28 protein-coding genes are annotated in these 24728 nt (G+C 69.2%); 2 read left to right on the forward strand and 26 right to left on the reverse strand.

Annotation, left to right across the window (positions count from 1 at the left end; genetic code table 11):
• Nucleotide 1 precedes the first annotated feature (1 nt).
• From rpsE to rpsL, 23 genes are all read right to left on the reverse strand, one after another.
• Nucleotides 2-616: a 30S ribosomal protein S5 gene (gene rpsE / locus C5507_RS06690; protein ID WP_026857030.1), complete on the reverse strand. Its 615-nt coding sequence runs from the start codon at nt 614-616 to the stop codon at nt 2-4.
• A 49-nt stretch (nt 617-665) separates the two neighbouring features.
• On the reverse strand, nt 666-1073 hold the full coding sequence (rplR, locus tag C5507_RS06695; protein ID WP_104527733.1) for a 50S ribosomal protein L18: 408 nt from the start codon (nt 1071-1073) through the stop codon (nt 666-668).
• Entirely contained in the window at nt 1073-1612 is a 540-nt protein-coding gene (gene rplF, locus C5507_RS06700) for a 50S ribosomal protein L6 (RefSeq protein WP_104527734.1), read from the reverse strand. Before rplF ends, rplR begins: the two co-directional genes overlap by 1 nt.
• 12 nt (nt 1613-1624) lie before the next feature.
• Nucleotides 1625-2029 carry a 30S ribosomal protein S8 gene (gene rpsH, locus C5507_RS06705; RefSeq protein WP_428839417.1) on the reverse strand — a complete coding sequence of 135 codons (405 nt, stop codon included), beginning with the start codon at nt 2027-2029 and terminating at the stop codon, nt 1625-1627.
• 166 nt (nt 2030-2195) lie between these two features.
• Nucleotides 2196-2381 (reverse strand): type Z 30S ribosomal protein S14, encoded by a 186-nt coding sequence (locus tag C5507_RS06710; RefSeq protein ID WP_104527736.1) that lies wholly within the window; start codon nt 2379-2381, stop codon nt 2196-2198.
• A 19-nt stretch (nt 2382-2400) separates the two neighbouring features.
• Nucleotides 2401-2985 carry a 50S ribosomal protein L5 gene (gene rplE, locus C5507_RS06715; protein ID WP_104527737.1) on the reverse strand — a complete coding sequence of 195 codons (585 nt, stop codon included), beginning with the start codon at nt 2983-2985 and terminating at the stop codon, nt 2401-2403.
• Nucleotides 2986-2989: 4 nt separating this feature from the next.
• Nucleotides 2990-3325, reverse strand: coding sequence for a 50S ribosomal protein L24 (gene rplX / locus C5507_RS06720; RefSeq protein ID WP_428839418.1), 336 nt, complete (start codon nt 3323-3325; stop codon nt 2990-2992).
• Nucleotides 3326-3327: 2 nt separating this feature from the next.
• Entirely contained in the window at nt 3328-3696 is a 369-nt protein-coding gene (gene rplN, locus C5507_RS06725) for a 50S ribosomal protein L14 (RefSeq protein ID WP_014377983.1), read from the reverse strand.
• A gap of 222 nt (nt 3697-3918) precedes the next feature.
• Complete coding sequence (gene rpsQ, locus C5507_RS06730; protein WP_104527738.1) at nt 3919-4209, reverse strand: 30S ribosomal protein S17; 291 nt, start codon at nt 4207-4209, stop codon at nt 3919-3921.
• Nucleotides 4206-4439: a 50S ribosomal protein L29 gene (rpmC, locus tag C5507_RS06735; protein WP_104527739.1), complete on the reverse strand. Its 234-nt coding sequence runs from the start codon at nt 4437-4439 to the stop codon at nt 4206-4208. Before rpmC ends, rpsQ begins: the two co-directional genes overlap by 4 nt.
• Nucleotides 4439-4855 (reverse strand): 50S ribosomal protein L16, encoded by a 417-nt coding sequence (rplP, locus tag C5507_RS06740; RefSeq protein WP_104527740.1) that lies wholly within the window; start codon nt 4853-4855, stop codon nt 4439-4441. Before rplP ends, rpmC begins: the two co-directional genes overlap by 1 nt.
• A 4-nt stretch (nt 4856-4859) precedes the next feature.
• Nucleotides 4860-5786 carry a 30S ribosomal protein S3 gene (gene rpsC, locus C5507_RS06745; RefSeq protein WP_104527741.1) on the reverse strand — a complete coding sequence of 309 codons (927 nt, stop codon included), beginning with the start codon at nt 5784-5786 and terminating at the stop codon, nt 4860-4862.
• Entirely contained in the window at nt 5786-6250 is a 465-nt protein-coding gene (gene rplV, locus C5507_RS06750) for a 50S ribosomal protein L22 (protein ID WP_104523785.1), read from the reverse strand. Before rplV ends, rpsC begins: the two co-directional genes overlap by 1 nt.
• A gap of 20 nt (nt 6251-6270) precedes the next feature.
• Nucleotides 6271-6552 carry a 30S ribosomal protein S19 gene (rpsS, locus tag C5507_RS06755; protein WP_029340037.1) on the reverse strand — a complete coding sequence of 94 codons (282 nt, stop codon included), beginning with the start codon at nt 6550-6552 and terminating at the stop codon, nt 6271-6273.
• Between the two features lie 23 nt (nt 6553-6575).
• Entirely contained in the window at nt 6576-7409 is an 834-nt protein-coding gene (rplB, locus tag C5507_RS06760) for a 50S ribosomal protein L2 (RefSeq protein ID WP_104527742.1), read from the reverse strand.
• A gap of 76 nt (nt 7410-7485) precedes the next feature.
• Nucleotides 7486-7788: a 50S ribosomal protein L23 gene (rplW, locus tag C5507_RS06765; protein WP_104527743.1), complete on the reverse strand. Its 303-nt coding sequence runs from the start codon at nt 7786-7788 to the stop codon at nt 7486-7488.
• Nucleotides 7785-8561 (reverse strand): 50S ribosomal protein L4, encoded by a 777-nt coding sequence (rplD, locus tag C5507_RS06770; protein WP_104527744.1) that lies wholly within the window; start codon nt 8559-8561, stop codon nt 7785-7787. Before rplD ends, rplW begins: the two co-directional genes overlap by 4 nt.
• Nucleotides 8558-9223: a 50S ribosomal protein L3 gene (rplC, locus tag C5507_RS06775; RefSeq protein ID WP_104527745.1), complete on the reverse strand. Its 666-nt coding sequence runs from the start codon at nt 9221-9223 to the stop codon at nt 8558-8560. Before rplC ends, rplD begins: the two co-directional genes overlap by 4 nt.
• Nucleotides 9224-9238: 15 nt before the next feature.
• Complete coding sequence (gene rpsJ / locus C5507_RS06780) at nt 9239-9544, reverse strand: 30S ribosomal protein S10 (RefSeq protein ID WP_014377994.1); 306 nt, start codon at nt 9542-9544, stop codon at nt 9239-9241.
• A gap of 127 nt (nt 9545-9671) precedes the next feature.
• Nucleotides 9672-10865: an elongation factor Tu gene (gene tuf, locus C5507_RS06785; RefSeq protein WP_014377995.1), complete on the reverse strand. Its 1194-nt coding sequence runs from the start codon at nt 10863-10865 to the stop codon at nt 9672-9674.
• A 91-nt stretch (nt 10866-10956) separates the two neighbouring features.
• Complete coding sequence (gene fusA / locus C5507_RS06790) at nt 10957-13056, reverse strand: elongation factor G (protein ID WP_104527746.1); 2100 nt, start codon at nt 13054-13056, stop codon at nt 10957-10959.
• 85 nt (nt 13057-13141) lie between these two features.
• Nucleotides 13142-13612: a 30S ribosomal protein S7 gene (gene rpsG, locus C5507_RS06795; protein WP_104527747.1), complete on the reverse strand. Its 471-nt coding sequence runs from the start codon at nt 13610-13612 to the stop codon at nt 13142-13144.
• Complete coding sequence (rpsL, locus tag C5507_RS06800; RefSeq protein WP_014377998.1) at nt 13612-13986, reverse strand: 30S ribosomal protein S12; 375 nt, start codon at nt 13984-13986, stop codon at nt 13612-13614. The genes rpsG and rpsL overlap by 1 nt, the downstream gene beginning before the upstream one ends.
• Nucleotides 13987-14537: 551 nt before the next feature.
• Between rpsL and C5507_RS06805 the strand changes: the two genes are divergently transcribed.
• Nucleotides 14538-15578 carry an LLM class F420-dependent oxidoreductase gene (locus tag C5507_RS06805; RefSeq protein ID WP_104527748.1) on the forward strand — a complete coding sequence of 347 codons (1041 nt, stop codon included), beginning with the start codon at nt 14538-14540 and terminating at the stop codon, nt 15576-15578.
• Nucleotides 15579-15882: 304 nt separating this feature from the next.
• On the forward strand, nt 15883-16065 hold the full coding sequence (locus C5507_RS22805; protein ID WP_104527749.1) for a hypothetical protein: 183 nt from the start codon (nt 15883-15885) through the stop codon (nt 16063-16065).
• 112 nt (nt 16066-16177) lie between these two features.
• Here C5507_RS22805 and C5507_RS06815 read toward each other — a convergent pair whose 3' ends face one another.
• From C5507_RS06815 to C5507_RS06825, 3 genes are all read right to left on the reverse strand, one after another.
• Nucleotides 16178-20083 (reverse strand): DNA-directed RNA polymerase subunit beta', encoded by a 3906-nt coding sequence (locus C5507_RS06815; RefSeq protein WP_104527750.1) that lies wholly within the window; start codon nt 20081-20083, stop codon nt 16178-16180.
• A 93-nt stretch (nt 20084-20176) separates the two neighbouring features.
• The gene (gene rpoB / locus C5507_RS06820) at nt 20177-23683 is read right to left on the reverse strand and encodes a DNA-directed RNA polymerase subunit beta (protein WP_211295503.1); all 3507 of its coding nucleotides are present in this window, start codon (nt 23681-23683) and stop codon (nt 20177-20179) included.
• A 420-nt stretch (nt 23684-24103) separates the two neighbouring features.
• The coding region (locus C5507_RS06825; protein ID WP_158657527.1) for a hypothetical protein at nt 24104-24728 on the reverse strand (625 nt) is incomplete at its 5' end.

The following is a 24728-nucleotide window of genomic DNA, read 5'->3' on the forward strand; positions in this document are numbered from 1 at the left end:
CTCAGACCCCCTGACCCGCACGGGCACGGAGCATGGCGGCCGGGGCGACGTCCTCGAGGGGCAGGCCGCGGCGAGCCGCGATCTCCTCGGGGCGGACGAGGTCCTTCAGCGCCTGCATCGTGGCGTGCACGATGTTGATCGGGTTCGACGACCCGAGGCTCTTGGAGAGCACGTCGTGGATACCGGCGCACTCCAGCACGGCGCGCACCGGACCACCGGCGATGACACCGGTACCGGGGCTGGCCGGCTTCAGGAGCACGACACCGGCCGCCGCCTCACCCTGCACGGGGTGCGGGATGGTGCTGGCGATGCGCGGCACCTTGTAGAAGTGCTTCTTGGCCTCCTCGACACCCTTGGCGATCGCCGCGGGCACCTCCTTGGCCTTGCCGTAACCGACGCCCACGGTGCCGTCACCGTCGCCCACGATCACCAGGGCGGTGAAGCTGAAGCGCCGACCACCCTTGACGACCTTGGACACGCGGTTGATGGCGACCACGCGCTCGATGTAGTTGCTCTTCTCGGCGGGAGCGCCTCCGGGGCCCCGCCCGCCGTCACGACGGTCGCGGCGGTCGTTACCGCCGCCGGCGCCGCCGCCGCGTCGCTGTGGTCCTGGCATCAGACGTCCCTCTCGATCTGCTCGTTCGTGCTGCTACGGGTGGCGGGCATCAGAAGTCCAGCCCACCCTCACGGGCACCGTCGGCCAGGGCGGCGATGCGCCCCGCGTACCGGTTGCCACCACGGTCGAGGACGACGGCGGTGAAGCCGGCGGCCTTCGCGCGCTCGGCGATGAGCGCACCCACCTGACGGGCGAGGGCCGACTTGTCGCCCTCGGCGCCACGCAGGCTGGCGTCCATCGTGGAGGCACTGGCCACCGTGCGACCGACGGTGTCGTCGATGAGCTGCACGTGGATGTGCCGCGAGCTGCGCTTGACCGCCAGGCGCGGACGCTCCGGCGTGCCGGTGACCCGCTTGCGCAGCCGGTTGTGACGGCGGAGCCGCGAGACGCGGCGCGCCGTGCTGATGTCGGTTCCGACGGGCTTGTGGACCCGAACGGCCTTCTCTGCCTGAGCCATCACTTACCCGTCTTCCCGACCTTGCGCTTGACGACCTCGCCCTGGTACCGCACACCCTTGCCCTTGTACGGGTCGGGCTTGCGGATCTTGCGGATCTTGGCTGCGACCTCGCCGACCAGCTGCTTGTCGATGCCGCTGACCCGCAGGCGGGTCGGGGACTCGACGGCGAAGGTGATGCCCTCGGGCGCCTCCACCGGAACCGGGTGGCTGAAGCCCAGGGCGAACTCGAGGTTCGAGCCGCGCGCCTGGACGCGGTAGCCGACGCCGACGATCTCGAGGGTCTTGGTGTAGCCCTCGGTGACGCCGGTGATCATGTTGGCGATCAGAGTCCGGGACAGCCCGTGGAGGGCCCGGTTCTGCCGCTCGTCGTTCGGCCGCTGCACCAGCAGCGCGCCGTCGTCGCTGCGCTCCACCGTGATGGGCGCCGCGACCGTGTGCGAGAGGGCACCCTTGGGGCCCTTCACGTTCACCGTCTGGCCGTCGATGGCGATGTCCACGCCACCCGGCACGGGAATCGGGAGTCGTCCGATCCGTGACATCTCGCTCGCCCCTTACCAGACGTAGGCGAGGACTTCCCCACCTACGCCCTTCTTGTTCGCCTGCTTGTCGGTCAGCAGCCCGGTCGAGGTCGAGATGATCGCCACGCCGAGACCGCCGAGCACCTTGGGCAGGGCCGTGGACTTCGCGTACACCCGCAGACCGGGCTTGGAGACCCGGCGCACGCCGGCGATGCTCCGCTCACGGTTGGGGCCGTACTTCAGGTCGATCACGAGCTGCTTGAAGGTGTGGCCGTCCTTCTCGACGTCGTTGACGGTCCAGCCGGCGATGTAGCCCTCCTGCTGGAGGATCTCGGCGATGTGCGTCTTCAACTTCGACGACGGCATGGACGCTGAGTCGTGGTACGCCTGGTTGGCGTTACGCAGACGCGTCAGCATGTCCGCGATCGGGTCGGTCATCGTCATGGCGTGTGGTGCCTCTCTCGCCGCGGTTCCTCATGCGCTGGGTCTTTCGAGACTTGGCGCTGGGCCTCTCGGCGATCGGTGGTGCTACTGAAAGGGATGGAACGGCCCGGCCGCAGGGCCCCAGGCACGCGGAGCGTGTCCTGGGGAGCGGCCGGGTCCTTCACCAGCTGGACTTCTTGACGCCGGGGAGCTCCCCGGCGTGCGCCATCTCCCGCAGGCAGATCCGGCACAGGCCGAACTTGCGGAAGACGGAGTGCGGGCGACCGCACCGCTGGCAGCGGGTGTAACCGCGGACCGCGAACTTCGGCTTGCGGGCCGCCTTCTGGATCAGAGCCTTCTTGGCCATCTGTCTCTCCTGCCCCGGCTCAGCGGGTCGTGTTCACGACGGTCAGGCCGGCGAAGGGGAACCCGAGCTGGCGGAGCAGCTCGCGACCCTCCTCGTCGGTCGTGGCGGTGGTGACCAGCGTGATGTCCATACCGCGCTGCCGGTCGATCTTGTCGACGTCGATCTCGCGGAACATCGACTGCTCGGTCAGGCCGAACGTGTAGTTGCCGTGGCCGTCGAACTGCTTGGCGGACAGCCCGCGGAAGTCGCGGATGCGCGGCAGCGCCAGGGCCAGCAGGCGGTCCAGGAACTCCCACATGCGGTCACCGCGGAGGGTGACCTTCGCGCCGATCGGCATGCCCTCGCGCAGCTTGAACTGCGCGATGGACTTGCGGGCCCGGACGACGGCCGGCTTCTGGCCGGTGATGGCGGTGAGGTCGCGGACCGCGCCGTCCATCAGCTTGGCGTCACGGGTGGCCTCGCCGACGCCCATGTTGACCACGATCTTGGTCAGACGCGGGATCTGCATGACGTTCTCGTAGCCGAACTCCGACTGGAGTGCGGGCACGATCGCCTCGCGGTAGTACGAGAGCATGCGGGGCAGCTCACGGGTGGGTGCGCTCATGAGGTCAGAGGTCCTTACCGGTGCGCCGCGAGACCCGGATGCTGCGGCCTTCCTCGTCCTTGCGGAAACCGACCCGGGTCGGCTTGTCCTCGGAGTCGATCACCATCACGTTGCTCACGTGGATGCGGGCCTCCTGCGTGACGATCCCGCCCTGCTGGGCGCCGCGCTGCGTCGAGCTGATGCGGGTGTGCTTCTTCACCCGGCCGACGCCCTCCACCAGGACCTTCTGGTCCTTCGGGTAGGCGGCGATGACCCGGCCCTTCGCGCCCTTGTCCTTGCCGGACAGCACGAGGACGGTGTCGCCCTTCTTGACCTTCATCGACGGCGTCTTGTCCGCCATGATCACAGCACCTCCGGCGCGAGCGAGATGATCCGCATGAAGCGCTTGTCGCGGAGCTCACGTCCGACGGGGCCGAAGATGCGCGTCCCGCGCGGGTCGCCGCTGTCGCGGATGATGACCGCGGCGTTCTCGTCGAAACGGATGTAGGAGCCGTCCGGACGACGGCGCTCCTTCACCGTGCGGACGATGACGGCCTTGACCACATCGCCCTTCTTGACGCCGGCACCGGGCAGCGCGTCCTTGACGGTGCCGACGATGACGTCACCGATGCCTGCGTAGCGTCGCCCGGAACCGCCGAGCACCCGGATGCAGAGGATCTCCTTCGCACCGGTGTTGTCGGCGACCCGCAGTCGCGACTCCTGCTGGATCACGCCTACTCCCAAATCTTGTTGTGACAGCCGGGCCGGAACGGTGAACCGGCTGTCCGGCACCCGCGTGCGGACGCACCGGCGGCTGAGGCCGCCGGTGCGTCCGAGGCACGGGTACCGGGATGCGGCGCGCACCCGAGGGGCGCGCCAGTCGTCCAGCCTACTCGCTGCTGCTGGACGTGCGCGAGGCGGCCCCGGGGGCCACCGCACGCCGTGCTGCTGGGGTTACTTGGCCTTCTCGATGACCTGCACGAGCCGCCAGCGCTTGGTGGCGGACATCGGACGGGTCTCCATGATCTGCACGCGGTCGCCGATGCCGGCGACCCCCTGCTCGTCGTGGGCCTTGAGCTTGCTGGTCCGGCGGATGACCTTGGCGTACAGGCCGTGCTTCACGCGGTCCTCGACCTCGACGACGATGGTCTTCTCCATCTTGTCGCTGACGACGAGGCCCTCACGGACCTTGCGGTAGCCACGGCCGGCCAGGCCGGGGCCGGTCGACTCCTGGGTCTCGCTCATGCCACACCCTCGTTCGGGGCGACCGAGAGACCCAGCTCGCGCTCGCGCATGATCGTGTAGATCCGGGCGATGTCGCGGCGGACGGTCTGCAGTCGCCGGTTGTTGTCCAGCTGGCCGGTGGCCACCTGGAACCGCAGGTTGAACAGTTCTTCCTTGGACTCGCGCAGCCGCGCAGCGAGCTCGTCAGCAGAGAGCTCGCGCAGCTCGGGAGCGGTCAGACCGGCGGCCATCACACTTCTCCTTCACGCGTGATGAAGCGGCACTTCATCGGCAGCTTGTGGATCGCGCGGCGCATGGCCTCGCGGGCCACGGGCTCGGCGACACCGGACAGCTCGAACAGGACGCGGCCGGGCTTGACGTTGGCCACCCACCACTCCGGGGAACCCTTGCCAGAACCCATGCGGGTCTCGGCCGGCTTCTTCGTGAGCGGACGGTCCGGGTAGATCGAGATCCAGACCTTGCCGCCACGGCGGATGTGCCGCGTCATGGCGATACGGGCGGACTCGATCTGCCGGTTGGTGACGTACGCCGGCTCCAGGGCCTGGATGGCGAACTCACCGAAGTTGATCTCGGTGCCGCCCTTGGCCCGGCCGGAGCGGCTCGGGTGGTGCTGCTTGCGGTGCTTGACGCGCCGTGGGATGAGCATGGCGTCAGGCCCCCTGTTCCGGACTCGTGTTCTCGGTGGCCGTGGTCTCGGCGGCCGCGGTGGCCTCCGGGCCGGCGGCCTCGGCGACGGTCTGCTCGGGCGCGACCTCACCGGACGTCTGGGCGACGACGGCCTCGGGGGCCTCCTCGACCGGACCGGTGGAGGACTCGACGGCGGCGCGACCGGCCTCGGTCCCACCGGCGGTCGTGCCCGACGAGCCGGAACGGCGCTGCGGGCGCTGGGCCCGCTCGCGACGCTGCTGACGGTCGGCCAGCGCCTCGAGGGCGGCACGCTCGGCCCGGGAGCCGCTCACGTCACCCTTGTAGATCCACACCTTGACGCCGATGCGACCGAAGGTCGTGCGGGCCTCGTAGATGCCGTAGTCGATGTTGGCGCGCAGCGTGTGCAGGGGCACGCGGCCCTCGCGGTAGAACTCCGAGCGGCTCATCTCGGTACCACCGAGACGGCCGGAGCACTGCACCCGGATGCCCTTGACCTGCGGGCTCCGCTGCGCGGACTGCATCGCCTTGCGCATGGCGCGGCGGAAGCTGACCCGGCTGGAGAGCTGCTCCGCCACGCCCTGGGCGACCAGCTGCGCGTCGGACTCGGGGTTCTTCACCTCGAGGATGTTCAGCTGCACCTGCTTGCCGGTCAGCTTCTCCAGTTCGCCACGGATGCGGTCGGCCTCCGCACCGCGACGGCCGATGACGATGCCCGGCCGCGCGGTGTGGATGTCGACGCGGACCCGGTCGCGGGTGCGCTCGATCTCGACCTTGGAGATGCCGGCCCGCTCCATGCCCTTGGACATGAGCTTGCGGATCGCGACGTCTTCCTTGACGTAGTCCTTGTACAGCTTGTCCGCGTACCACCGGGACTTGTAGTCGGTGGTGATCCCGAGTCGGAACCCGTGCGGGTTGACCTTCTGACCCACTAGCGGGTCCCTCCCCTCGTGTTGTTCGTCTGCTGCGTGGCCGGGCCCGACATGCCGGTGTCCCGGCGCGCCTTGCGCGACTTCTGCGCGAGGACGTCGCTGGTGGCGACCTCGCTCACCTCGACGGTGATGTGGCTGGTCCGCTTGTTGATGCGGAACGCCCGACCCTGCGCACGCGGACGGATCCGCTTGAGCGTGGGGCCCTCGTCGACGTAGGCGGCGCTGACCACGAGTGCAGCCGGGTCCAGCTGCAGGTTGTGCTCGGCGTTGGCCACCGCGCTGGCGACCACCTTGGCCACCGGCTCGCTGGCGGACTGCGGGGCGAACCGCAGCAGCGCCAGGGCCTCATCGGTCGGCAGGTAGCGGATCAGGTCCACCACCCGGCGGGCCTTCATGGGGGTCACTCGGACGAACCGGGCCGTAGCCCGGGCGACCGGCGCCTCCTGTCCCAACTGGGAAGTCATCTGAATCTCTCTCTACCTGGTCAGCCCCGCCGCGAGCGGCGGTCGTCCTTGATGTGCCCACGGAAGGTGCGCGTGGGAGCGAACTCGCCGAGCTTGTGCCCGACCATCGCCTCGGTCACGAACACCGGGACGTGCTTGCGGCCGTCGTGCACCGCGAGGGTGTGACCCAGCATGTCCGGGATGATCGTCGAACGGCGTGACCAGGTACGGATCACGTTCTTGGTGCCCTTTTCGTTCTGCGCGTCCACCTTCTTGAGCAGGTGGTCGTCGACGAACGGGCCCTTCTTCAGGCTGCGTGGCATGTCTGTCGGACTCCTCTACCCGCTCAGCGCTTCTTGTTTGTGCGCCGGCGGCGCACGATCAGGGCGTCACTGGCCTTCCGCTTGCGCGTCCGGCCCTCCGGCTTGCCCTTCGGGTTCACCGGGTGGCGACCACCGGAGGTCTTGCCCTCACCACCACCGTGCGGGTGGTCCACCGGGTTCATGGCCACACCACGGACGGTCGGGCGCTTGCCTTTCCACCGCATGCGGCCGGCCTTGCCCCAGTTGATGTTGGACTGCTCGGCATTGCCCACCTCGCCGATCGTGGCGCGGCAGCGCACGTCGACGTTGCGGATCTCGCCCGACGGCATGCGCAGCTGCGCGAACCGGCCCTCACGGGCGACCAGCTGGACGCTGGTCCCGGCCGAGCGGGCGATCTTCGCCCCGCCACCGGGACGGAGCTCGATGGCGTGAACCACCGTGCCGACCGGGATGTTCCGCAGCGGCAGGTTGTTGCCCGGCTTGATGTCGGCCGCGGGGCCGCACTCCACCGTGTCGCCCTGCTTCAGGCGGGCCGGCGCGATGATGTAGCGCTTCTCGCCGTCGGCGAAGTGCAGGAGCGCGATCCGCGACGTGCGGTTGGGGTCGTACTCGATGTGCGCGACCTTGGCCGGCACACCGTCCTTGTCGGCCCGGCGGAAGTCGATGAGCCGGTACGCGCGCTTGTGACCACCGCCCTGGTGACGAGCGGTGACCTTCCCGTGCACGTTGCGCCCGCCCCGACCGTGCAGCGGTCGGACCAGCGACTTCTCGGGGTGGTCGCGGGTGACCTCGGCGAAGTCGGCGACGCTGGAGCCGCGGCGGCCCGGCGTCGTCGGCTTGTACTTGCGGATAGCCATTGCTGACTCAGTCCCTGTCTTCTATCTCTGGTCCGTGGGTCCGGGGGTGGCGGGGTGGGCGGGTGCCCAGCCGCGCTCAGGCGCCCGGGCCCCCGAAGATCTCGATGCGGTCGCCCGCGGCCAGCGACACGATGGCGCGCTTGGTGTCCTTGCGCTTGCCCATCTGTGCACCCCGGCTGCGCTTGCGCTTGCCCTGGCGGTTGATCGTGTTCACGCCGAGGACCTTCACCTTGAAGATCTGCTCGACCGCGATCTTGATCTGCGTCTTGTTGGCCTCCGGCAGCACGATGAACGTGTACTGGTTGGCCTCGAGGAGCCCGTAGCTCTTCTCGGAGATGACCGGGGCGAGCAGGACGTCCCGGGGGTCGCGGACGCTCATGCCTTCTCCTCGGTGGACTCTTCGACGGTGCCCTCACCAGCGGCGGGGGCGATGGACGGGACGCCACCGGAGATCTCGTGGGTGGCGAGGTCGGGAAGGTCGACGCCGGAGCGCTTGCCCTTCGCCGGGCCGGCCACGAACTCGGCGAGCGCGGTCTCGGTGAAGACGACCTCGTCGGACACCAGCACGTCGTAGGTGTTGAGCTGGCCGGCCTCGATGAGGTGCACCTCGGGGACGTTGCGCAGGCTGACCCAGTTGAGGACGTCGTCCCGGTCGAGGACGATCAGGACCCGCTTGGCCTGGGTCACCGCGTTCAGCGTCGCGAGAGCGGCCTTCGTCTTCGGGGCGTCGCCGTCCACGAACGCGGAGACCACGTGCACCCGGCCCTCGCGGGCCCGGTCGGAGAGGGCACCGCGCAGAGCGGCGGCCTTCATCTTCTTCGGGGTCTTCTGCTCGTAGTTGCGCGGCTGCGGGCCGTGGACCGTGCCACCGCCGGCGAACTGCGGCGCGCGGGTCGAGCCCTGACGGGCCCGGCCGGTGCCCTTCTGGCGGTACGGCTTGGCGCCACCACCGCTGACCTGGCCGCGCGTCTTGGTGGCGTGCGTGCCCTGGCGGGCCGCAGCCAGCTGGGCCACGACGACCTGGTGCATCAGCGACACGTTCGCGCTGGCGTCGAAGAGCTCACCGGGCAGCGTCACGCTGCCGGAGGTCTCCCCTGCCGGGGTGCGGACGTCGACCTGGCGGTCGGTGCGCGTCTCGGTTGACTGGGTCACTTGTTGTCACTCCCCACGGGGCCACCCTTGACGGCCGAGCGGACCAGCACGAGGCCGCCCTTCGGACCCGGGATGGCGCCCTTGATCAGCAGGAGGCCGCGCTCGGCGTCCACCTTGTGGACGACCAGCGACAGGGTGGTCGTCTTGACCGCACCCATGCGACCGGCCATCTTCAGGCCCTTGAAGACGCGGCCGGGCGTCGAGGCCCCACCGATCGAGCCGGGCGACCGGTGCTTGCGCTGGGTGCCGTGCGACGCGCCGAGGCCCTTGAAGCCGTGACGCTTCATGACGCCGGCGGTGCCCTTGCCCTTGCTGGTGCCGATGACGTCGACCTTGGCCACGCCGTCGAACACGTCAGCGGTCAGCTCCTGGCCGACCGTGTAGGTGCCGGCGTCCTTCGTGCGCAGCTCCACCAGGTGGCGCCGCGGCGTCACGCCCGCCTTGGTGAAGTGCCCGCCCTCGGGACGGTTCACCTTGCGCGGGTCGATCTCACCGAAGCCGAGCTGGACGGCGGAGTAGCCGTCGACCTCGGGGGTGCGCACCTGGGTCACCACACACGGGCCCGCCTTGACGACGGTCACCGGCACGAGACGGTTGTTCTCGTCGAAAACCTGGGTCATCCCCAGCTTCTCGCCGAGGAGACCGCGAAATGTGCTCGCCATGTCTGCTGACTGCCCTTACTGAATGTTGACGTCGACCGAGGCCGGCAGGTCGATGCGCATGAGCGCGTCGACCGTCTTCGGCGTCGGGTCGAGGATGTCGATGAGCCGCTTGTGCGTGCGCATCTCGAAGTGCTCGAACGAGTCCTTGTACTTGTGCGGCGAACGGATCACCGCGTACACGTTCTTCTCCGTCGGCAGAGGCACCGGGCCGACCACACGCGCTCCGGTCTTGGTGACCGTCTCCACGATGCGCCGCGCCGAGGCGTCGATCGCCTCGTGGTCATAGGCCTTCAGCCGGATGCGGATCTTCTGTCCCGCCATCGCTGTCTTCTGCTCCTGCCGATCGGTTGTGAAAGTTCGAGTGGGTCTGTTGACCCGGGGGCGGATCCGGGTGGGCCCGGCTCCTGGGCGGGCGGCGGCCGACCAGCGGCCGCCGCCCACCAGGGTGTTACTTGTTGATCTTGACGACCCGGCCGGCGCCGACGGTACGGCCACCCTCACGGATGGCGAACCGGAGGCCCTCCTCCATGGCGATGGGCTGGATGAGCTCCACCGTCATCTCGGTGTTGTCGCCGGGCATGACCATCTCGGTGCCGGCGGGCAGGGTCACCACGCCGGTCACGTCCGTCGTCCGGAAGTAGAACTGGGGACGGTAGTTGTTGAAGAACGGCGTGTGACGGCCACCCTCGTCCTTCGAGAGGATGTAGACCGAACCCTCGAAGTTGGTGTGCGGGGTGATCGAGCCGGGCTTCACGACGACCTGGCCGCGCTCCACGTCCTCGCGCTTGATGCCGCGGAGGAGCAGACCCACGTTGTCGCCGGCCTGACCCTGGTCGAGCAGCTTGCGGAACATCTCGACGCCGGTGACGGTCGTCTTGGTGGAACCCTCGCGGATACCGACGATCTCGATCTCCTCGGAGACCTTGACGATGCCACGCTCGACGCGGCCGGTGACGACCGTGCCACGACCCGTGATGGTGAAGACGTCCTCGACGGGCATGAGGAACGGCTTGTCGATCTCGCGCTCCGGCTCCGGGATCGCGGTGTCGACGGCGTTCATCAGCTCCATGAGCTTGTCGCCCCACTCGGCGTCGCCCTCGAGGGCCTTGAGCGCCGAGACGCGGACCACGGGGACGTCGTCACCCGGGAACTCGTACTCGCTGAGGAGCTCGCGGACCTCCAGCTCGACGAGCTCGAGGATCTCCTCGTCGTCGACCATGTCGGCCTTGTTGAGCGCCACGACGATGTAGGGGACGCCGACCTGGCGGGCCAGGAGGACGTGCTCCTTCGTCTGCGGCATGGGGCCGTCGGTGGCGGCGACCACGAGGATCGCGCCGTCCATCTGGGCGGCACCGGTGATCATGTTCTTGATGTAGTCGGCGTGCCCGGGGCAGTCGACGTGCGCGTAGTGACGGTTCTCCGTCTGGTACTCGACGTGCGCGATCGAGATCGTGATGCCGCGAGCCTTCTCCTCGGGCGCCTTGTCGATCTGGTCGAACGCGGACGCCTCGTTGAGGTTCGGGTACTTGTCGTGCAGGACCTTGGTGATCGCCGCGGTCAGCGTCGTCTTGCCGTGGTCGATGTGCCCGATGGTGCCGATGTTGACGTGCGGCTTGGTCCGCTCGAACTTGGCCTTGGCCACTGGGTTCCTCTCCTCGTGGTTACGCAGGTGGTGCGTGCTCTGGGGTGGGGTGGTGCTCGCAGGAGCGCGGGCAGGACTGCCCGCATTTCGATTACTCGCCGGTCGCCTTGGCGATGATCTCCTTGGCGACGTTGGCCGGGACCTCGGCGTACGAGTCGAACACCATCGAGTAGCTCGCCCGTCCCTGGGTGCGGCTGCGCAGGTCGCCCACGTAGCCGAACATCTCCGACAGCGGCACCAGGGCCTTGACGATGCGGGCGCCGGAACGCTCCTCCATCGCCTGGATGATCCCGCGGCGGGAGTTCAGGTCGCCGATGACGTCGCCCATGTTCTCCTCGGGCGTCGTCACCTCGACCGCCATCAGCGGCTCGAGCAGGGCCGGGTCGGCCTTGCGCGCCGCCTCCTTGAAGGCGATCGAGCCGGCGATCTTGAAGGCCATCTCCGAGGAGTCGACCTCGTGGTACTGGCCGTCGAGCAGGCTGGCCTTGACGCCGACCATGGGGTAGCCGGCCAGGACGCCGTACTGCATGGCGTCCTGCATGCCCGCGTCGACCGAGGGGATGTACTCCTTCGGGACGCGACCGCCGGTGACCTTGTTCTCGAACTCGTAGGTCGCCGAGTCACCGCTCATCTCCAGCGGCTCGATGGCGATCTGCACCTTCGCGAACTGGCCGGAGCCACCCGTCTGCTTCTTGTGGGTGTAGTCGTAGCGCTCGACGGCCCTGCGGATCGTCTCGCGGTAGGCGACCTGCGGCTTGCCGACGTTCGCCTCGACGTTGAACTCGCGGCGCATGCGGTCCACGAGGATCTCGAGGTGGAGCTCGCCCATGCCGGAGATGACCGTCTGGCCGGTCTCCTCGTCCAGCTTCACCTGGAAGGTCGGGTCCTCCTCGGCGAGCTTCTGGATCGCGGTGCCCAGCTTCTCCTGGTCGCTCTTCGTCTTCGGCTCGATGGCCACCGAGATGACGGGCGCCGGGAAGGTCATCGACTCCAGGATCACCGGCTTCTGCGGGTCGCAGAGGGTGTCACCCGTCGTCGTCTGCTTGAGTCCGTTGACCGCCACGATCTGACCGGCACCCACACCATCGCGCTCCTCGCGCTTGTTGGCGTGCATCTGGTAGATCTTGCCGATCCGCTCCTTGCGGTCCTTGGTGCTGTTCAGCACCGGCGAACCGGCATCCAGGCGACCGGAGTACACGCGGACGTAGGTGAGCTTGCCCAGGTGCTGGTCGGTCTGGATCTTGAAGGCCAGCGCGGAGAACGGCTCGTCCTCGTCCGCGTGCCGCAGGACCTCGGTCTCGCCGTCGAGCGCGGTGCCGATGATCGCCTCGATGTCCAGCGGGCTGGGCAGGTAGTCGACGACGGCGTCGAGCAGGGGCTGCACGCCCTTGTTCTTGAACGCGGTGCCGGTGAGGACCGGGTTGACCTGACCGCCGATGGTGGCCTTGCGGATGGCCGCCTTCAGCCGGTCGACCTCGATCTCCTCGCCACCGAGGTAGTCCTCCATGAGCGAGTCGTCGAAGTCCGCGATGTTCTCGAGCAGCTTCTCCCGGTACTCGGCGGCCTGGTCGGAGAGCTCGGCCGGGATCTCCTCGATCGCGTAGTCCTCGCCCATCTTGGTCTCGCCGCGCCAGGTGAGCGCGCGCATCTGGACCAGGTCGACGACACCGATGAAGTCGGCCTCGGCACCGATCGGCAGCTGCAGCACCAGCGGGTTGGCACCCAGGCGCTCGATCATCATGTCGACGCAGCGGAAGAAGTCCGCGCCGGTGCGGTCGAGCTTGTTGACGAAGCACATGCGCGGGACGCCGTACTTCTCGGCCTGCCGCCAGACCTGCTCGGTCTGCGGCTCGACGCCGGCGACACCGTCGTAGACCGCGACGGCACCGTCGAGCACGCGCAGGGAACGCTCCACCTCGACGGTGAAGTCGACGTGACCCGGGGTGTCGATGATGTTGATGTCGTGGCCGTTCCAGGAGCACTTCGTCGCGGCGGACGTGATGGTGATGCCGCGCTCCTGCTCCTGCTCCATCCAGTCCATCGTGGCCGCGCCGTCGTGGACCTCACCGATCTTGTACGTGATACCGGTGTAGAAGAGGATGCGCTCGGTCGTGGTGGTCTTGCCGGCGTCGATGTGCGCCATGATCCCGATGTTCCGGGTCTTGCGGAGCTGGGCCTCGTTGCTGGCCATTACTTCTCCTCTTGGTTCTGGTCCGCGAGCGGGTTCCGGGGGTGGCCCGGTCGTCCCGCCGGCCGCGGGCGCTGGTGGACGGACGTCACCAGCGGTAGTGCGCGAAGGCCTTGTTCGACTCGGCCATCTTGTGCGTGTCCTCGCGCCGCTTGACGGCGGCACCCAGACCGTTGCTCGCGTCGAGCAGCTCGTTCATCAGACGCTCGGTCATCGTCTTCTCCCGGCGCGCCCGGCTGTACTGGATCAGCCAGCGCAGGCCGAGCGTGGTGCTGCGGGAGGCGCGGACCTCGACCGGGACCTGGTAGGTCGCGCCACCGACACGGCGGCTGCGGACCTCGAGGGACGGCTTCACGTTGTCCAGCGCGCGCTTGAGCGTGACGACCGGGTCGGTGTCGCTCTTCGCACGGGCGCCCTCGAGAGCGCCGTAGACGATCGCCTCGGCGACGGAGCGCTTGCCGTCGACCAGCACCTTGTTCACCAGCTGGGTGACCAGGGGCGACTGGTACACCGGGTCGGCGATCAGCGGGCGCTTCGGCGCGGGACCCTTGCGCGGCATTAGCTCTTCTCCTTCTTGGCGCCGTACTTGCTGCGAGCCTGCTTGCGGTTGCGGACGCCCTGGGTGTCCAGCGAACCGCGGATGATCTTGTAGCGCACGCCCGGGAGGTCCTTGACCCGACCGCCGCGCACGAGCACCATCGAGTGCTCCTGCAGGTTGTGGCCGACGCCCGGGATGTAGGCGGTCACCTCGATGCCACTGGTGAGGCGGACGCGGGCGACCTTCCGCAGCGCCGAGTTCGGCTTCTTCGGCGTGGTCGTGTACACGCGGGTGCACACGCCGCGGCGCTGGGGGGAACCCTTCAGCGCCGGCGTCGTGGTCTTGACGACCTTGTCCTCGCGGCCCTTGCGGACCAGCTGGTTGATCGTGGGCATGGGTGGCCTGGATCTCCTACCTGCGCTGGGTGGTGCTCATCGAATGCCTGCTGACTGCTGGTGCTCTGCTGGTGGTGCTCGGGTGCCGGCCCCCGCGAGGGAACCTTCCCGACCCCGGCCGTGTTCCACCTCCGGTCCACGCGGTCGGGTGTGTCGCCCTTCCCCGGACCGGTCCGATGAAGGACCGAACTCGGTTGCCCCTCGCGACTCGGCGCCGCCACCCTCCGGTCACCGCGTCGGACGCGGCCCGGCGGATGGTCCCCGGCGACCAGGAGAAGTTGTTCCTCCAGCCACCCAGGCGCACCGCGAACGGGAGCAGGCCCAGGGCACCCTGGGCACGGCTGACCACGATACCCGTGCCACCTGGGCCGGTCAAAGCCGGGTCCCTCACATCCTTGTCGACAGGCCGACAGGGAGGGGGCGGGCACCAGCCGAGGAGCCGGAGGCTACCGCCGCCGGCGGGCGGAGCACAGCTCCTCCGTTCCCCCGCGCGGCGCCCGATACCGTGCCCAGCGGCGCCAACGGTGGCGCCGAGGGACAGAGGAGTGCACGTGCGCATCGGCATCCAGGCCAGCTACAGCGGCGGCTTCCAGGAGACAGCGGCGGAGATCCGGGATCTCGAGGCGGCCGGCCTCGACGTCGCCGCGGTGGCCGAGGTCTACACCTTCGACGCGGTCAGCCAGCTCGGTTACCTGGCCGCCGTCACGGAGCGGGTGGAGCTGCTCAGCGCGATCCTTCCCATCTACAGCCGCACGCCGGCCCTGACCGCCATGACGGCGGCCGGGCTGGACTTCGTCTCGGGTGGCCGGTTCACCCTGGGCCTCGGTGCCTCCGGGCCGCAGGTCATCGAGGGCTGGCACGGGCTCCCCTACGACGCCCCGCTGCAGCGGACCCGCGAGGTGGTCGAGATCTGCCGCCAGGTGTGGCGCCGCGAGCGGCTGGACCACCAAGGCAAGAAGTACACGGTCCCGCTGCCGGCCGACCAGGGCACCGGCCTCGGCAAGCCCCTCAAGCTCATCAACACCCCGGTGCGGGAGCGGGTCCCGGTGATGCTGGCCGCCCTCGGCCCGAAGAACGTGGAGCTCGCGGCGGAGATCGCCGAAGCCTGGGAGCCGATCTTCTTCGTCCCGGAGAAGGCCGGGTCGGTGTGGGGCGACTCCCTCGCCGCCGGTAGGGCCGAGCGCGACCCCGCGCTGGGCGAGCTGCAGGTCATCACCGGGGTGCCCGTCGCCATCGGTGACGACGTCGAGTCGCTGCTGGAGTTCGTCCGCCCCGCACTGGCGCTCTACATCGGCGGGATGGGCGCCCGCGGCAAGAACTTCTACAACGACCTCGCCGTCCGCTACGGCTACGAGGCCGAGGCCAAGCAGATCCAGGACCTGTACCTGGACGGCAAGAAGGACGAGGCGGCGGCCGCGGTGCCCGACGACCTCGTCCGGGCGTCGTCGCTCATCGGCCCCGAGTCCTACGTCGCCGAGCGCATCGCCGCCTTCGCCGAGGCCGGCGTCACGACGCTGATGCTCCAGCCCCTCGACGGCAGCCGGGAGGCCCGCCTGCGCACCGTGGAGACCGTGAAGCGCCTCGCCGGGTGAATCGGCAGGGCCGACCATCCCGGCGATGGGGCTACGCCGCCGCCGGTAGGGCGACCACTTTCGCGATCCTGCACCTCTACTGGGCGCTGGGTGGGACCGTGGGCCTCGCCGAGTCCGCGGGTGAGCAGCTCGCTGACGAGCGGCCCACCTGATTCGTGGTCGGAGGCCTCTGGGGGCGTCGCCCTCGCTCTGCTCGTGGCCGCAGCGCTGGGAGTCGGCCTGGCTCGGATACCGATGACGGGCCGGCGTCGGCTCCTGCCGCTACTCGAAGCCGGACCTGGCCACCGTCTTGGTCCCGCGCGCGGTGGGCATCGAGGTGCTCCTCCTGGCCGACGTCGGCCATGGCAACGGCGACATCGGCGGCGCGCAGCGGACGTGGACGCTGCTGCTGTGGAATCCCTGGTTCCTGGTCGGTGGAGCGACGTTCGGAATGGCTGCCGTCGCCGCACACCGGAGCCGCCCCATGGCCTCCGGAGCCACCTCGTAAGGCGGCTCTGGCGACGACGAGGCGGCTTTCGTCCATGGATTGACCGAAATGCGGAAGGGCCCCGCGAACCTGACGGTTCGCGGGGCCCTTTCGTCACTGCGTGGCTAGGGGATCAGCCCCGCCAGTCGTACTCCTCGAGACGCACGGCCTCGCCGGTGCCCTGACCGAAGACGTCCGGGCTGTAGTACTGCCCGTCGTCGTAGCCGGCCATGGTGTAGACGGCGGCCCGCGCCTCCTCGGTCGGCTCGACCGTGATGTTCCGGTAGCGGCTGATGCCCGTACCCGCCGGGATCAGCTTTCCGATGATCACGTTCTCCTTGAGCCCGAGCAGGCTGTCGCTCTTGCCCTGGATCGCGGCGTCGGTGAGGACCTTCGTCGTCTCCTGGAAGGAGGCGGCCGACAGCCACGACTCGGTCGCGAGCGAGGCCTTGGTGATGCCCATGAGCACCGGTCGGGCCGAGGCCGGCTCGCCGCCCTCGGCGACGACACGGCGGTTCTCGGTCTCGAACAGCGCCCGCTCGACGAGCGCACCCGGCAGGAACTCCGTGGCGCCCGAGTCGATGATGGTCACCCGCTTCAGCATCTGGCGGATGATCACCTCGATGTGCTTGTCGTGGATCGACACACCCTGCGAGCGGTAGACCTCCTGGACCTCGCGGACCAGGTGCAGCTGCACCTCGCGCGGGCCCATGATCCGCAGCACCTCGTGCGGGTCGACGGCACCCTCGGTCAGCTGCTCGCCGACCTCGACGTGCGCCCCGTCCTCGACCCGCAGCCGCGAGCGACGCGACAGCTTCTCGTAGACGACCTCGTCCGAGCCGTCGTCCGGGGTGATGGTCAGCTTGCGGAACTGCTCGCTGTCCTCGATCCGGACGGAGCCGGCCAGCTCCGCGATCGGCGCCTTGCCCTTGGGGACGCGGGCCTCGAAGAGCTCGACCACACGCGGCAGACCGTGCGTGATGTCGGCACCGGCCACACCACCGGTGTGGAAGGTGCGCATCGTCAGCTGCGTGCCCGGCTCACCGATGGACTGGGCGGCGATGATGCCGACGGCCTCGCCGACGTCCACCAGCTTGCCCGAGGCCAGCGAGCGGCCGTAGCAGGTCGCACAGGTGCCCAGGAGCGACTCGCAGGTGAGCACGCAGCGGACCTTGACCTCGGCCACCCCGGCGTCGATCAGCGACTGGATCAGCACGTCACCCAGGTCGGCGTTCGCGGGGGCGATCACCGTCCCGTCCTCGGCCACCACGTCGGCGGCGAGTGCGCGGGCGTAGACACTGGTCTCCACGTGCGCGTCACGCGTCACCACACCGTCGACGACGGTGCCGATCGGCATGATCACGCCGCGCTCGGTGCCGCAGTCCTCCTCGCGGATGATGACGTCCTGCGAGACGTCCACCAGACGACGGGTGAGGTACCCGGAGTCGGCGGTCCGCAGGGCGGTGTCCGCGAGACCCTTGCGGGCGCCGTGCGTGGAGATGAAGTACTCCAACACGGACAGACCCTCCCGGAAGTTGGCCTTGATCGGCCGCGGGATGATCTCGCCCTTCGGGTTGGCCACCAGGCCGCGCATACCGGCGATCTGGCTGATCTGCATCATGTTGCCTCGGGCGCCCGAGTTGACCATGACCCAGACCGGGTTGGTGGTCGGGAAGTTGTCCACCATCGCCTGGGAGACCTCGGCCCGCGCGCGGGTCCAGATCTCGATCAGCTCGCCGCGACGCTCGGCGTCGGTGATGACGCCGCGCTCGTACTGCTTCTCGATCTTGGCGGCCTCGGCCTCGTGCCGGTCCATGATCTCGCGCTTGGCCGGCGGGGTGACGACGTCGTCGATGGCGATCGTGACACCCGAGCGGGTCGCCCAGCGGAAGCCGGCCGCCTTGAGGGCGTCCAGCGTCGCCGCCACCTGCACCTTGGGGTAGCGCTCGGCGAGGTCGTTGACGATCGCCCCGAGCTCCTTCTTCGGCACCTGGTAGTTGACGAAGCGGTAGTCCTCGGGCAGGGCCTCGTTGAACAGCACGCGGCCCAGCGAGGTCTCCACCAGGGCAGGGGCACCCGGCGCCCAGTCCTCGGGCTGCGTCCAGGCCTCGTTGACCTTGCCGTTGTCGACGCCGAACACCTCGTCGAGGCGGATCAGCGCGCGCTCCTGCAGCCCCAGGGCACCCATGTCGAACGCCATGAGGGCCTCGGCCGCCGAGGCGTACGCCGCCGGCCGCCCACCGTCGGCCTCGTGCCGCGAGGGCACCAGGGTCGTCAGGTGGTAGAGGCCCAGCACCATGTCCTGGGTCGGCGCGGTGATCGGGCGACCGTCGGCCGGGCTCAGGATGTTGTTGCTCGACAGCATCAGGATCCGGGCCTCGGCCTGCGCCTCGGCCGACAGGGGCAGGTGCACCGCCATCTGGTCACCGTCGAAGTCCGCGTTGAACGCGGTGCAGACGAGCGGGTGGATCTGGATGGCCTTGCCCTCGACCAGCTGCGGCTCGAATGCCTGGATGCCCAGGCGGTGCAGCGTCGGCGCGCGGTTCAGCAGCACCGGGTGCTCGGTGATGACCTCCTCCAGCACGTCCCAGACGACAGGACGCGCGCGCTCCACCATCCGCTTGGCGGACTTGATGTTCTGCGCGTGGTTGAGGTCGACCAGCCGCTTCATGACGAAGGGCTTGAAGAGCTCCAGGGCCATCTGCTTGGGCAGACCGCACTGGTGCAGCTTCAGCTGCGGGCCGACGACGATGACCGAACGACCGGAGTAGTCGACGCGCTTGCCCAGCAGGTTCTGGCGGAACCGGCCCTGCTTGCCCTTGAGCAGGTCGCTCAGGGACTTCAGGGGGCGGTTGCCCGGGCCGGTGACCGGCCGGCCGCGACGGCCGTTGTCGAACAGCGCGTCCACGGACTCCTGGAGCATCCGCTTCTCGTTGTTCACGATGATCTCGGGCGCACCGAGGTCCAGCAGACGCTTCAGCCGGTTGTTCCGGTTGATCACGCGGCGGTACAGGTCGTTCATGTCGCTGGTGGCGAAGCGGCCGCCGTCGAGCTGCACCATCGGGCGCAGGTCCGGCGGGATGACCGGGACGCAGTCCAGCACCATGCCCATGGGCGAGTTGCGGGTCTGCTGGAACGCCGCGACGACCTTCAGCCGCTTGAGGGCCCGCAGCTTGCGCTGGCCCTTGCCGCTGCGGATGGTCTCGCGCAGCGAGGCGGCCTCGGCGTCGAGGTCGAAGCCGGCGAGCAGCTTCTGCAGCGCCGCGGCACCCATGCCGCCCTCGAAGTACTCCCCGAAGCGGTCGCGAAGCTCCCGGTAGAGGCCCTCGTCGGCGATGAGCTGCTTGACCTCGAGCTTGCGGAAGGTGTCCATCACCTCGTCGAGGCGGTCGATCTCCCGCTGCGAGCGGTCGCGCAGCTGGCGCATCTCGCGCTCGCCGCCCTCGCGCACCTTGCGGCGGACGTCGGACTTGGCACCCTCCGCCTCGAGCTCGGCGAGGTCGGCCTCGAGCTTCTGCTGGCGCGCCTCGACGTTCGCGTCGCGCTGGCCCTCGAGGTTCGACTTCTCGGCGCTGATCTCGGCCTCGATGGTCGGGAGGTCGCGGTGGCGCGCCTCGTCGTCGACCGAGGTGATCATGTAGGCCGCGAAGTAGATGATCTTCTCGAGGTCCTTGGGCGCCAGGTCGAGCAGGTAGCCCAGGCGCGAGGGGACGCCCTTGAAGAACCAGATGTGCGTGACCGGCGCGGCCAGCTCGATGTGGCCCATCCGCTCGCGGCGGACCTTGGCCCGGGTCACCTCGACGCCGCAGCGCTCGCAGATGATGCCCTTGAACCGGACGCGCTTGTACTTGCCGCAGTAGCACTCCCAGTCCCGGGTGGGACCGAAGATCTTCTCGCAGAAGAGACCGTCCTTCTCCGGGCGGAGGGTCCGGTAGTTGATGGTCTCGGGCTTCTTCACCTCACCGTGGCTCCACTGGCGGATGTCGTCGCCGGTGGCCAGCCCGATGCGGAGCTCGTCGAAGAAGTTGACGTCGAGCAAGGTGTGACCCCTTTCAGGGGCTAGTGCTTCGCTTCTATGACTTGGAGGTGGTGGCCGGCCGGCCCCGACTGCTCAGGGCCGGCCGGCTGCCGATCAGACGTCTTCGACGGACGACGGCTCCCGGCGGGACAGGTCGATGCCCAGCTCCTCAGCTGCCCGGAAGACCTCGTCGTCGGTGTCACGCAGCTCGATCGCGTTGCCGTCGCTGGAGAGGACCTCCACGTTCAGGCAGAGCGACTGCAGCTCCTTGAGCAACACCTTGAACGACTCGGGGATGCCCGGCTCGGGGATGTTCTCGCCCTTGACGATGGCCTCGTAGACCTTCACGCGGCCGAGGATGTCGTCGGACTTGATGGTGAGCAGCTCCTGCAGCGCGTAGGCCGCGCCGTAGGCCTGCATCGCCCAGCACTCCATCTCACCGAAGCGCTGACCACCGAACTGCGCCTTACCACCCAGCGGCTGCTGCGTGATCATCGAGTACGGGCCGGTCGAGCGGGCGTGGATCTTGTCGTCGACCAGGTGCAGCAGCTTCAGGATGTAGACGTAGCCCACCGAGATCGGCTCGGGGAACGGCTCGCCGGAGCGACCGTCGAACAGCCGCGCCTTGCCGGTCTCCTGGACCATCCGGTTGCCGTCGCGGTTCGGGATCGTCGAGCCCAGCAGGCCGATGATCTCGTCCTCCTTGGCGCCGTCGAACACCGGCGTGGCGGTCCGGGTGCCGGGCGCCGCCGACTTCGCGGCCTCGGGCAGGTTCTTGGCCCAGTCCGGGTCCCCGTTGACCTCCCAGCCCTGCTTGGCGATCCACCCGAGGTGGGTCTCCAGGACCTGGCCGACGTTCATCCGGCCGGGGACGCCGAGCGGGTTCAGGACGATGTCGACCGGGGTGCCGTCCTCGAGGAAGGGCATGTCCTCCTGCGGCAGGATCTTCGAGATGACGCCCTTGTTGCCGTGGCGTCCGGCGAGCTTGTCGCCGTCGGAGATCTTGCGCATCTGGGCGACGTAGACCCGGATCAGCTCGTTGACGCCGGCGGGCAGCTCGTCGCCGTCCTCGCGCGAGAACACGCGGACGCCGATGACCTTGCCGGACTCACCGTGCTTGACCTTGAGCGAGGTGTCGCGCACCTCGCGGGCCTTCTCACCGAAGATCGCCCGCAGCAGCCGCTCCTCGGGGGTCAGCTCGGTCTCGCCCTTCGGCGTGACCTTGCCGACGAGGATGTCGCCGGGGACGACCTCGGCACCGATGCGGATGATGCCGCGCTCGTCCAGGTCGGCCAGCACGTCCTCGGAGACGTTCGGGATGTCCCGGGTGATCTCCTCGGCACCGAGCTTGGTGTCGCGGGCGTCGACCTCGAACTCCTCGATGTGGATCGAGGACAGGACGTCGTCCTGCACGAGGCGCTGCGACAGGATGATCGCGTCCTCGTAGTTGTGGCCCTCCCACGGCATGAAGGCGACGAGCAGGTTCTTGCCCAGCGCCATCTCGCCCTGGTCGGTGCAGGGGCCGTCGGCGATGACCTGACCGACCTCGACCCGCTGGCCCTCGTGGACCACGGGGGTCTGGTTGATCGAGGTGCCCTGGTTCGAGCGGCGGAACTTCAGCAGCCGGTAGGTCTGCCGGGTGCCGTCGTCGGCCATGACCGTGACGTAGTCGGCGGTGGAGTCCTCGACCGCACCGGCCTTCTCCGCGACGACGACGTCGCCGGCGTCGACGGCGGCACGCAGCTCCATGCCGGTGCCGACCAGCGGGGCCTCGCTGCGCAGCAGCGGCACCGCCTGACGCTGCATGTTGGCGCCCATGAGCGCGCGGTTGGCGTCGTCGTGCTCGAGGAACGGGATCATCGCCGTGGCGACCGAGGTCATCTGCCGCGGCGAGACGTCCATGTAGTCCACGTTCTCGGGGGCGAGGTAGTCGACCTCACCGCCCTTGGTGCGGACCAGGACGCGCTCCTCGGCGAGGCGACCCTGCGCGTCGAGCGGGCTGTTGGCCTGCGCGACGACGAAGCGGTCCTCCTCGTCGGCGGTCAGGTAGTCGATCTGGTCGGTGACGGTGCCGTTCTCCACCTTGCGGTACGGCGTCTCGATGAAACCGAACGCGTTGACCCGGCCGAACGAGGACAGCGAACCGATCAGGCCGATGTTCGGGCCTTCCGGCGTCTCGATCGGGCACATGCGGCCGTAGTGGCTCGGGTGGACGTCGCGGACCTCCATGCCGGCGCGCTCGCGCGACAGACCACCGGGACCCAGCGCCGAGAGGCGGCGCTTGTGGGTCAGGCCCGCGAGCGGGTTGGTCTGGTCCATGAACTGCGACAGCTGGCTGGTGCCGAAGAACTCCTTGATGGAGGCGACGACCGGCCGGATGTTGATCAGGGTCTGCGGCGTGATCGCCTCGACGTCCTGGGTCGTCATCCGCTCGCGGACCACGCGCTCCATGCGGGAGAGGCCGACCCGGATCTGGTTCTGGATCAGCTCGCCGACGGTGCGCAGGCGACGGTTGCCGAAGTGGTCGATGTCGTCGACGCCGTGCTCGGGCTCCCCGGCGTGCAGACGCACGACGTACTCGATGGTGGCGACGATGTCGTCCTCGGTCAGCGTGCTGGTGCTCTGGGGCACCGAGACGCCCAGCTTCTTGTTGACCTTGTACCGGCCGACCTTGGCCAGGTCGTAGCGCTTGGAGTTGAAGAACAGGTTCTCCAGCAGCGCCTGCGCCGACTCGCGCGTCGGCGGCTCGCCCGGGCGCAGCTTGCGGTAGATGTCGAGCAGGGCCTCGTCCTGCCCGGCGATGTGGTCCTTCTCGAGGGTGGCCAGCACCGTGGGCGACCACTGGAAGTGCTCGCGGATGCGGTCCTCGGTCCAGCCCAGGGCCTTGAGCAGCACGGTGACGGGCTGACGGCGCTTGCGGTCGATGCGCACGCCGACGGTGTCGCGCTTGTCGACGTCGAACTCCAGCCACGCACCGCGGCTGGGGATGACCTTGGCCGAGAAGACGTCCTTGTCCGACGTCTTGTCCAGGGTCTTGTCGAAGTAGACGCCGGGGCTGCGGACGAGCTGGGAGACGACGACGCGCTCGGTCCCGTTGATGACGAACGTGCCCTTGTTCGTCATGATCGGGAAGTCGCCCATGAACACCGTCTGCGACTTGATCTCGCCGGTGGTGTTGTTCATGAACTCGGCGGTGACGAACAGCGGCGCCGCGTAGGTCATGTCCTTGTCCTTGCACTCCTCGAGGGACGCCTTGACGTCCTCGAAGCGCGGGTTGGAGAAGGACAGCGACATCGAGCCGCTGAAGTCCTCGATCGGCGAGATCTCCTCGAGGATCTCGGCGAGCCCGCCGACGGCCTCGGCCTGCTCCTCGGGCGACAGGGTGGCCCGCCACTCGGGGCTGCCGACCAGCCAGTCGAACGAGGCGGTCTGCAGGGCGAGCAGGTCCGGGACCTCGAGCGGCTCGGAGATCTTGGCGAACGAGACGCGCAGCGGCGCGCCGGGGATCTTCTGCTGGTCGGCCTCGCCGGTGCGGGGGCCGTTCTGCGTGACCGGGGTGGTTCGGGTGCTACCCGACTCGGTGGTGCCGGGGGTGATGCTGGTGGGGCGAGAGCCTGCCAAGATGCGTCCTTCCAAGGACCTCACGACGTGCGGGCGGTGGGGTGCGGGTCGTCCTGGGTCGTCGTCGGTAATGGCGAGGCTGTCCGCGACGGCCGCGAACGCCCGCTACGACGGTCACAGCGCGGATGGTGTCGGGAAGGATTCCCGGGCACCCGTCGTGACCCGTCTCGGCGGGCAGGCAGTCAGAGGGCAGCGCAACAGGAGACCCTACCCCTGGTCTTGCGCAGTGTCCACGTCGGGGGTACCGGTGCGACCGGTGCCACATCGTCGGACCGCGCGGGCTCCCGGGATCCCGGGGCCGGCGGGGTGCGCCCGGCGACCACTATGACAGCCGGGCGCGGCCCGTGGGACCGCCACGCCGCGCGGCGGCGAAAGGGCCGTCGCCGGGTCCGCCACGTGTCGGCGGGCGAGGGGCCGGCGTCAGCTGGTCGTGAGCAGCGTGACCTCGCTGATCTTCCAGTCCCCGTCGACCTCGGTGACCGTGAGCTGCAGCGTCTGCACGCAGGACTGGGCACCCTCGGGCGTCACGCTGCACTCGGAGCCCTGCGGGGCCTCCTGCTGACCGCTGGTGGCCGACTGCACGACGTACTGCCCGAAGACGACGAGCGTCGCGGTGTCCTGCGACTCGCTCACCTGCTGGACGCCGACGTCGAGCACCTCGTACCGGGTGGTCGCCGAGACCTGCTCGTAGGTGTCGACGATGCCGCCCTGCGACAGATCGGCCTGGTACTGCTCCCGGAGGTCACCGGTGAGCACCTCGAGCTTGCGCTCGACGCTGCCCTCGGAGTCGTCGTAGTCGTAGGCGTAGAGAGCCTCGACGTTGCTGCGCGCCGCGGTGAGCAGCTCGGCGTCGACATAGGGCGGGTTCAGCCGCTGCCACAGCAGGACCCCGGCAGCGGCCGCGGCGGTCGCGCAGAGCAGCGCGAGCGCGAGCAGCAGCGCCGGGAGACGGCGACGGGTGCCGGCTTCCGGCGGTCGCGCCGTGGCAGCGGAGGCGCGGCGCGCCCCGCGTGGCCGGGCCGTCGCGCGCGGACCGGTCTCGCCG

This window comes from Blastococcus saxobsidens (assembly GCF_002938435.1).
Lineage (GTDB): Bacteria > Actinomycetota > Actinomycetes > Mycobacteriales > Geodermatophilaceae > Blastococcus > Blastococcus saxobsidens.

Bases quoted from the DNA above. Each gene is read 5' to 3' on its own strand.
- rpsE (WP_026857030.1), bottom strand. From the start codon at position 616: ATGCCAGGACCACAGCGACGCGGCGGCGGCGCCGGCGGCGGTAACGAC.
- rplR (WP_104527733.1), bottom strand. From the start codon at position 1,073: ATGGCTCAGGCAGAGAAGGCCGTTCGGGTCCACAAGCCCGTCGGAACC.
- rplF (WP_104527734.1), bottom strand. From the start codon at position 1,612: ATGTCACGGATCGGACGACTCCCGATTCCCGTGCCGGGTGGCGTGGAC.
- rpsH (WP_428839417.1), bottom strand. From the start codon at position 2,029: ATGACCGACCCGATCGCGGACATGCTGACGCGTCTGCGTAACGCCAAC.
- C5507_RS06710 (WP_104527736.1), bottom strand. From the start codon at position 2,381: ATGGCCAAGAAGGCTCTGATCCAGAAGGCGGCCCGCAAGCCGAAGTTC.
- rplE (WP_104527737.1), bottom strand. From the start codon at position 2,985: ATGAGCGCACCCACCCGTGAGCTGCCCCGCATGCTCTCGTACTACCGC.
- rplX (WP_428839418.1), bottom strand. From the start codon at position 3,325: ATGGCGGACAAGACGCCGTCGATGAAGGTCAAGAAGGGCGACACCGTC.
- rpsQ (WP_104527738.1), bottom strand. From the start codon at position 4,209: ATGAGCGAGACCCAGGAGTCGACCGGCCCCGGCCTGGCCGGCCGTGGC.
- rpmC (WP_104527739.1), bottom strand. From the start codon at position 4,439: ATGGCCGCCGGTCTGACCGCTCCCGAGCTGCGCGAGCTCTCTGCTGAC.
- rplP (WP_104527740.1), bottom strand. From the start codon at position 4,855: ATGCTCATCCCACGGCGCGTCAAGCACCGCAAGCAGCACCACCCGAGC.
- rplV (WP_104523785.1), bottom strand. From the start codon at position 6,250: ATGACTTCCCAGTTGGGACAGGAGGCGCCGGTCGCCCGGGCTACGGCC.
- rpsS (WP_029340037.1), bottom strand. From the start codon at position 6,552: ATGCCACGCAGCCTGAAGAAGGGCCCGTTCGTCGACGACCACCTGCTC.
- rplB (WP_104527742.1), bottom strand. From the start codon at position 7,409: ATGGCTATCCGCAAGTACAAGCCGACGACGCCGGGCCGCCGCGGCTCC.
- rplW (WP_104527743.1), bottom strand. From the start codon at position 7,788: ATGAGCGTCCGCGACCCCCGGGACGTCCTGCTCGCCCCGGTCATCTCC.
- rplC (WP_104527745.1), bottom strand. From the start codon at position 9,223: ATGGCGAGCACATTTCGCGGTCTCCTCGGCGAGAAGCTGGGGATGACC.
- rpsJ (WP_014377994.1), bottom strand. From the start codon at position 9,544: ATGGCGGGACAGAAGATCCGCATCCGGCTGAAGGCCTATGACCACGAG.
- fusA (WP_104527746.1), bottom strand. From the start codon at position 13,056: ATGGCCAGCAACGAGGCCCAGCTCCGCAAGACCCGGAACATCGGGATC.
- rpsG (WP_104527747.1), bottom strand. From the start codon at position 13,612: ATGCCGCGCAAGGGTCCCGCGCCGAAGCGCCCGCTGATCGCCGACCCG.
- rpsL (WP_014377998.1), bottom strand. From the start codon at position 13,986: ATGCCCACGATCAACCAGCTGGTCCGCAAGGGCCGCGAGGACAAGGTC.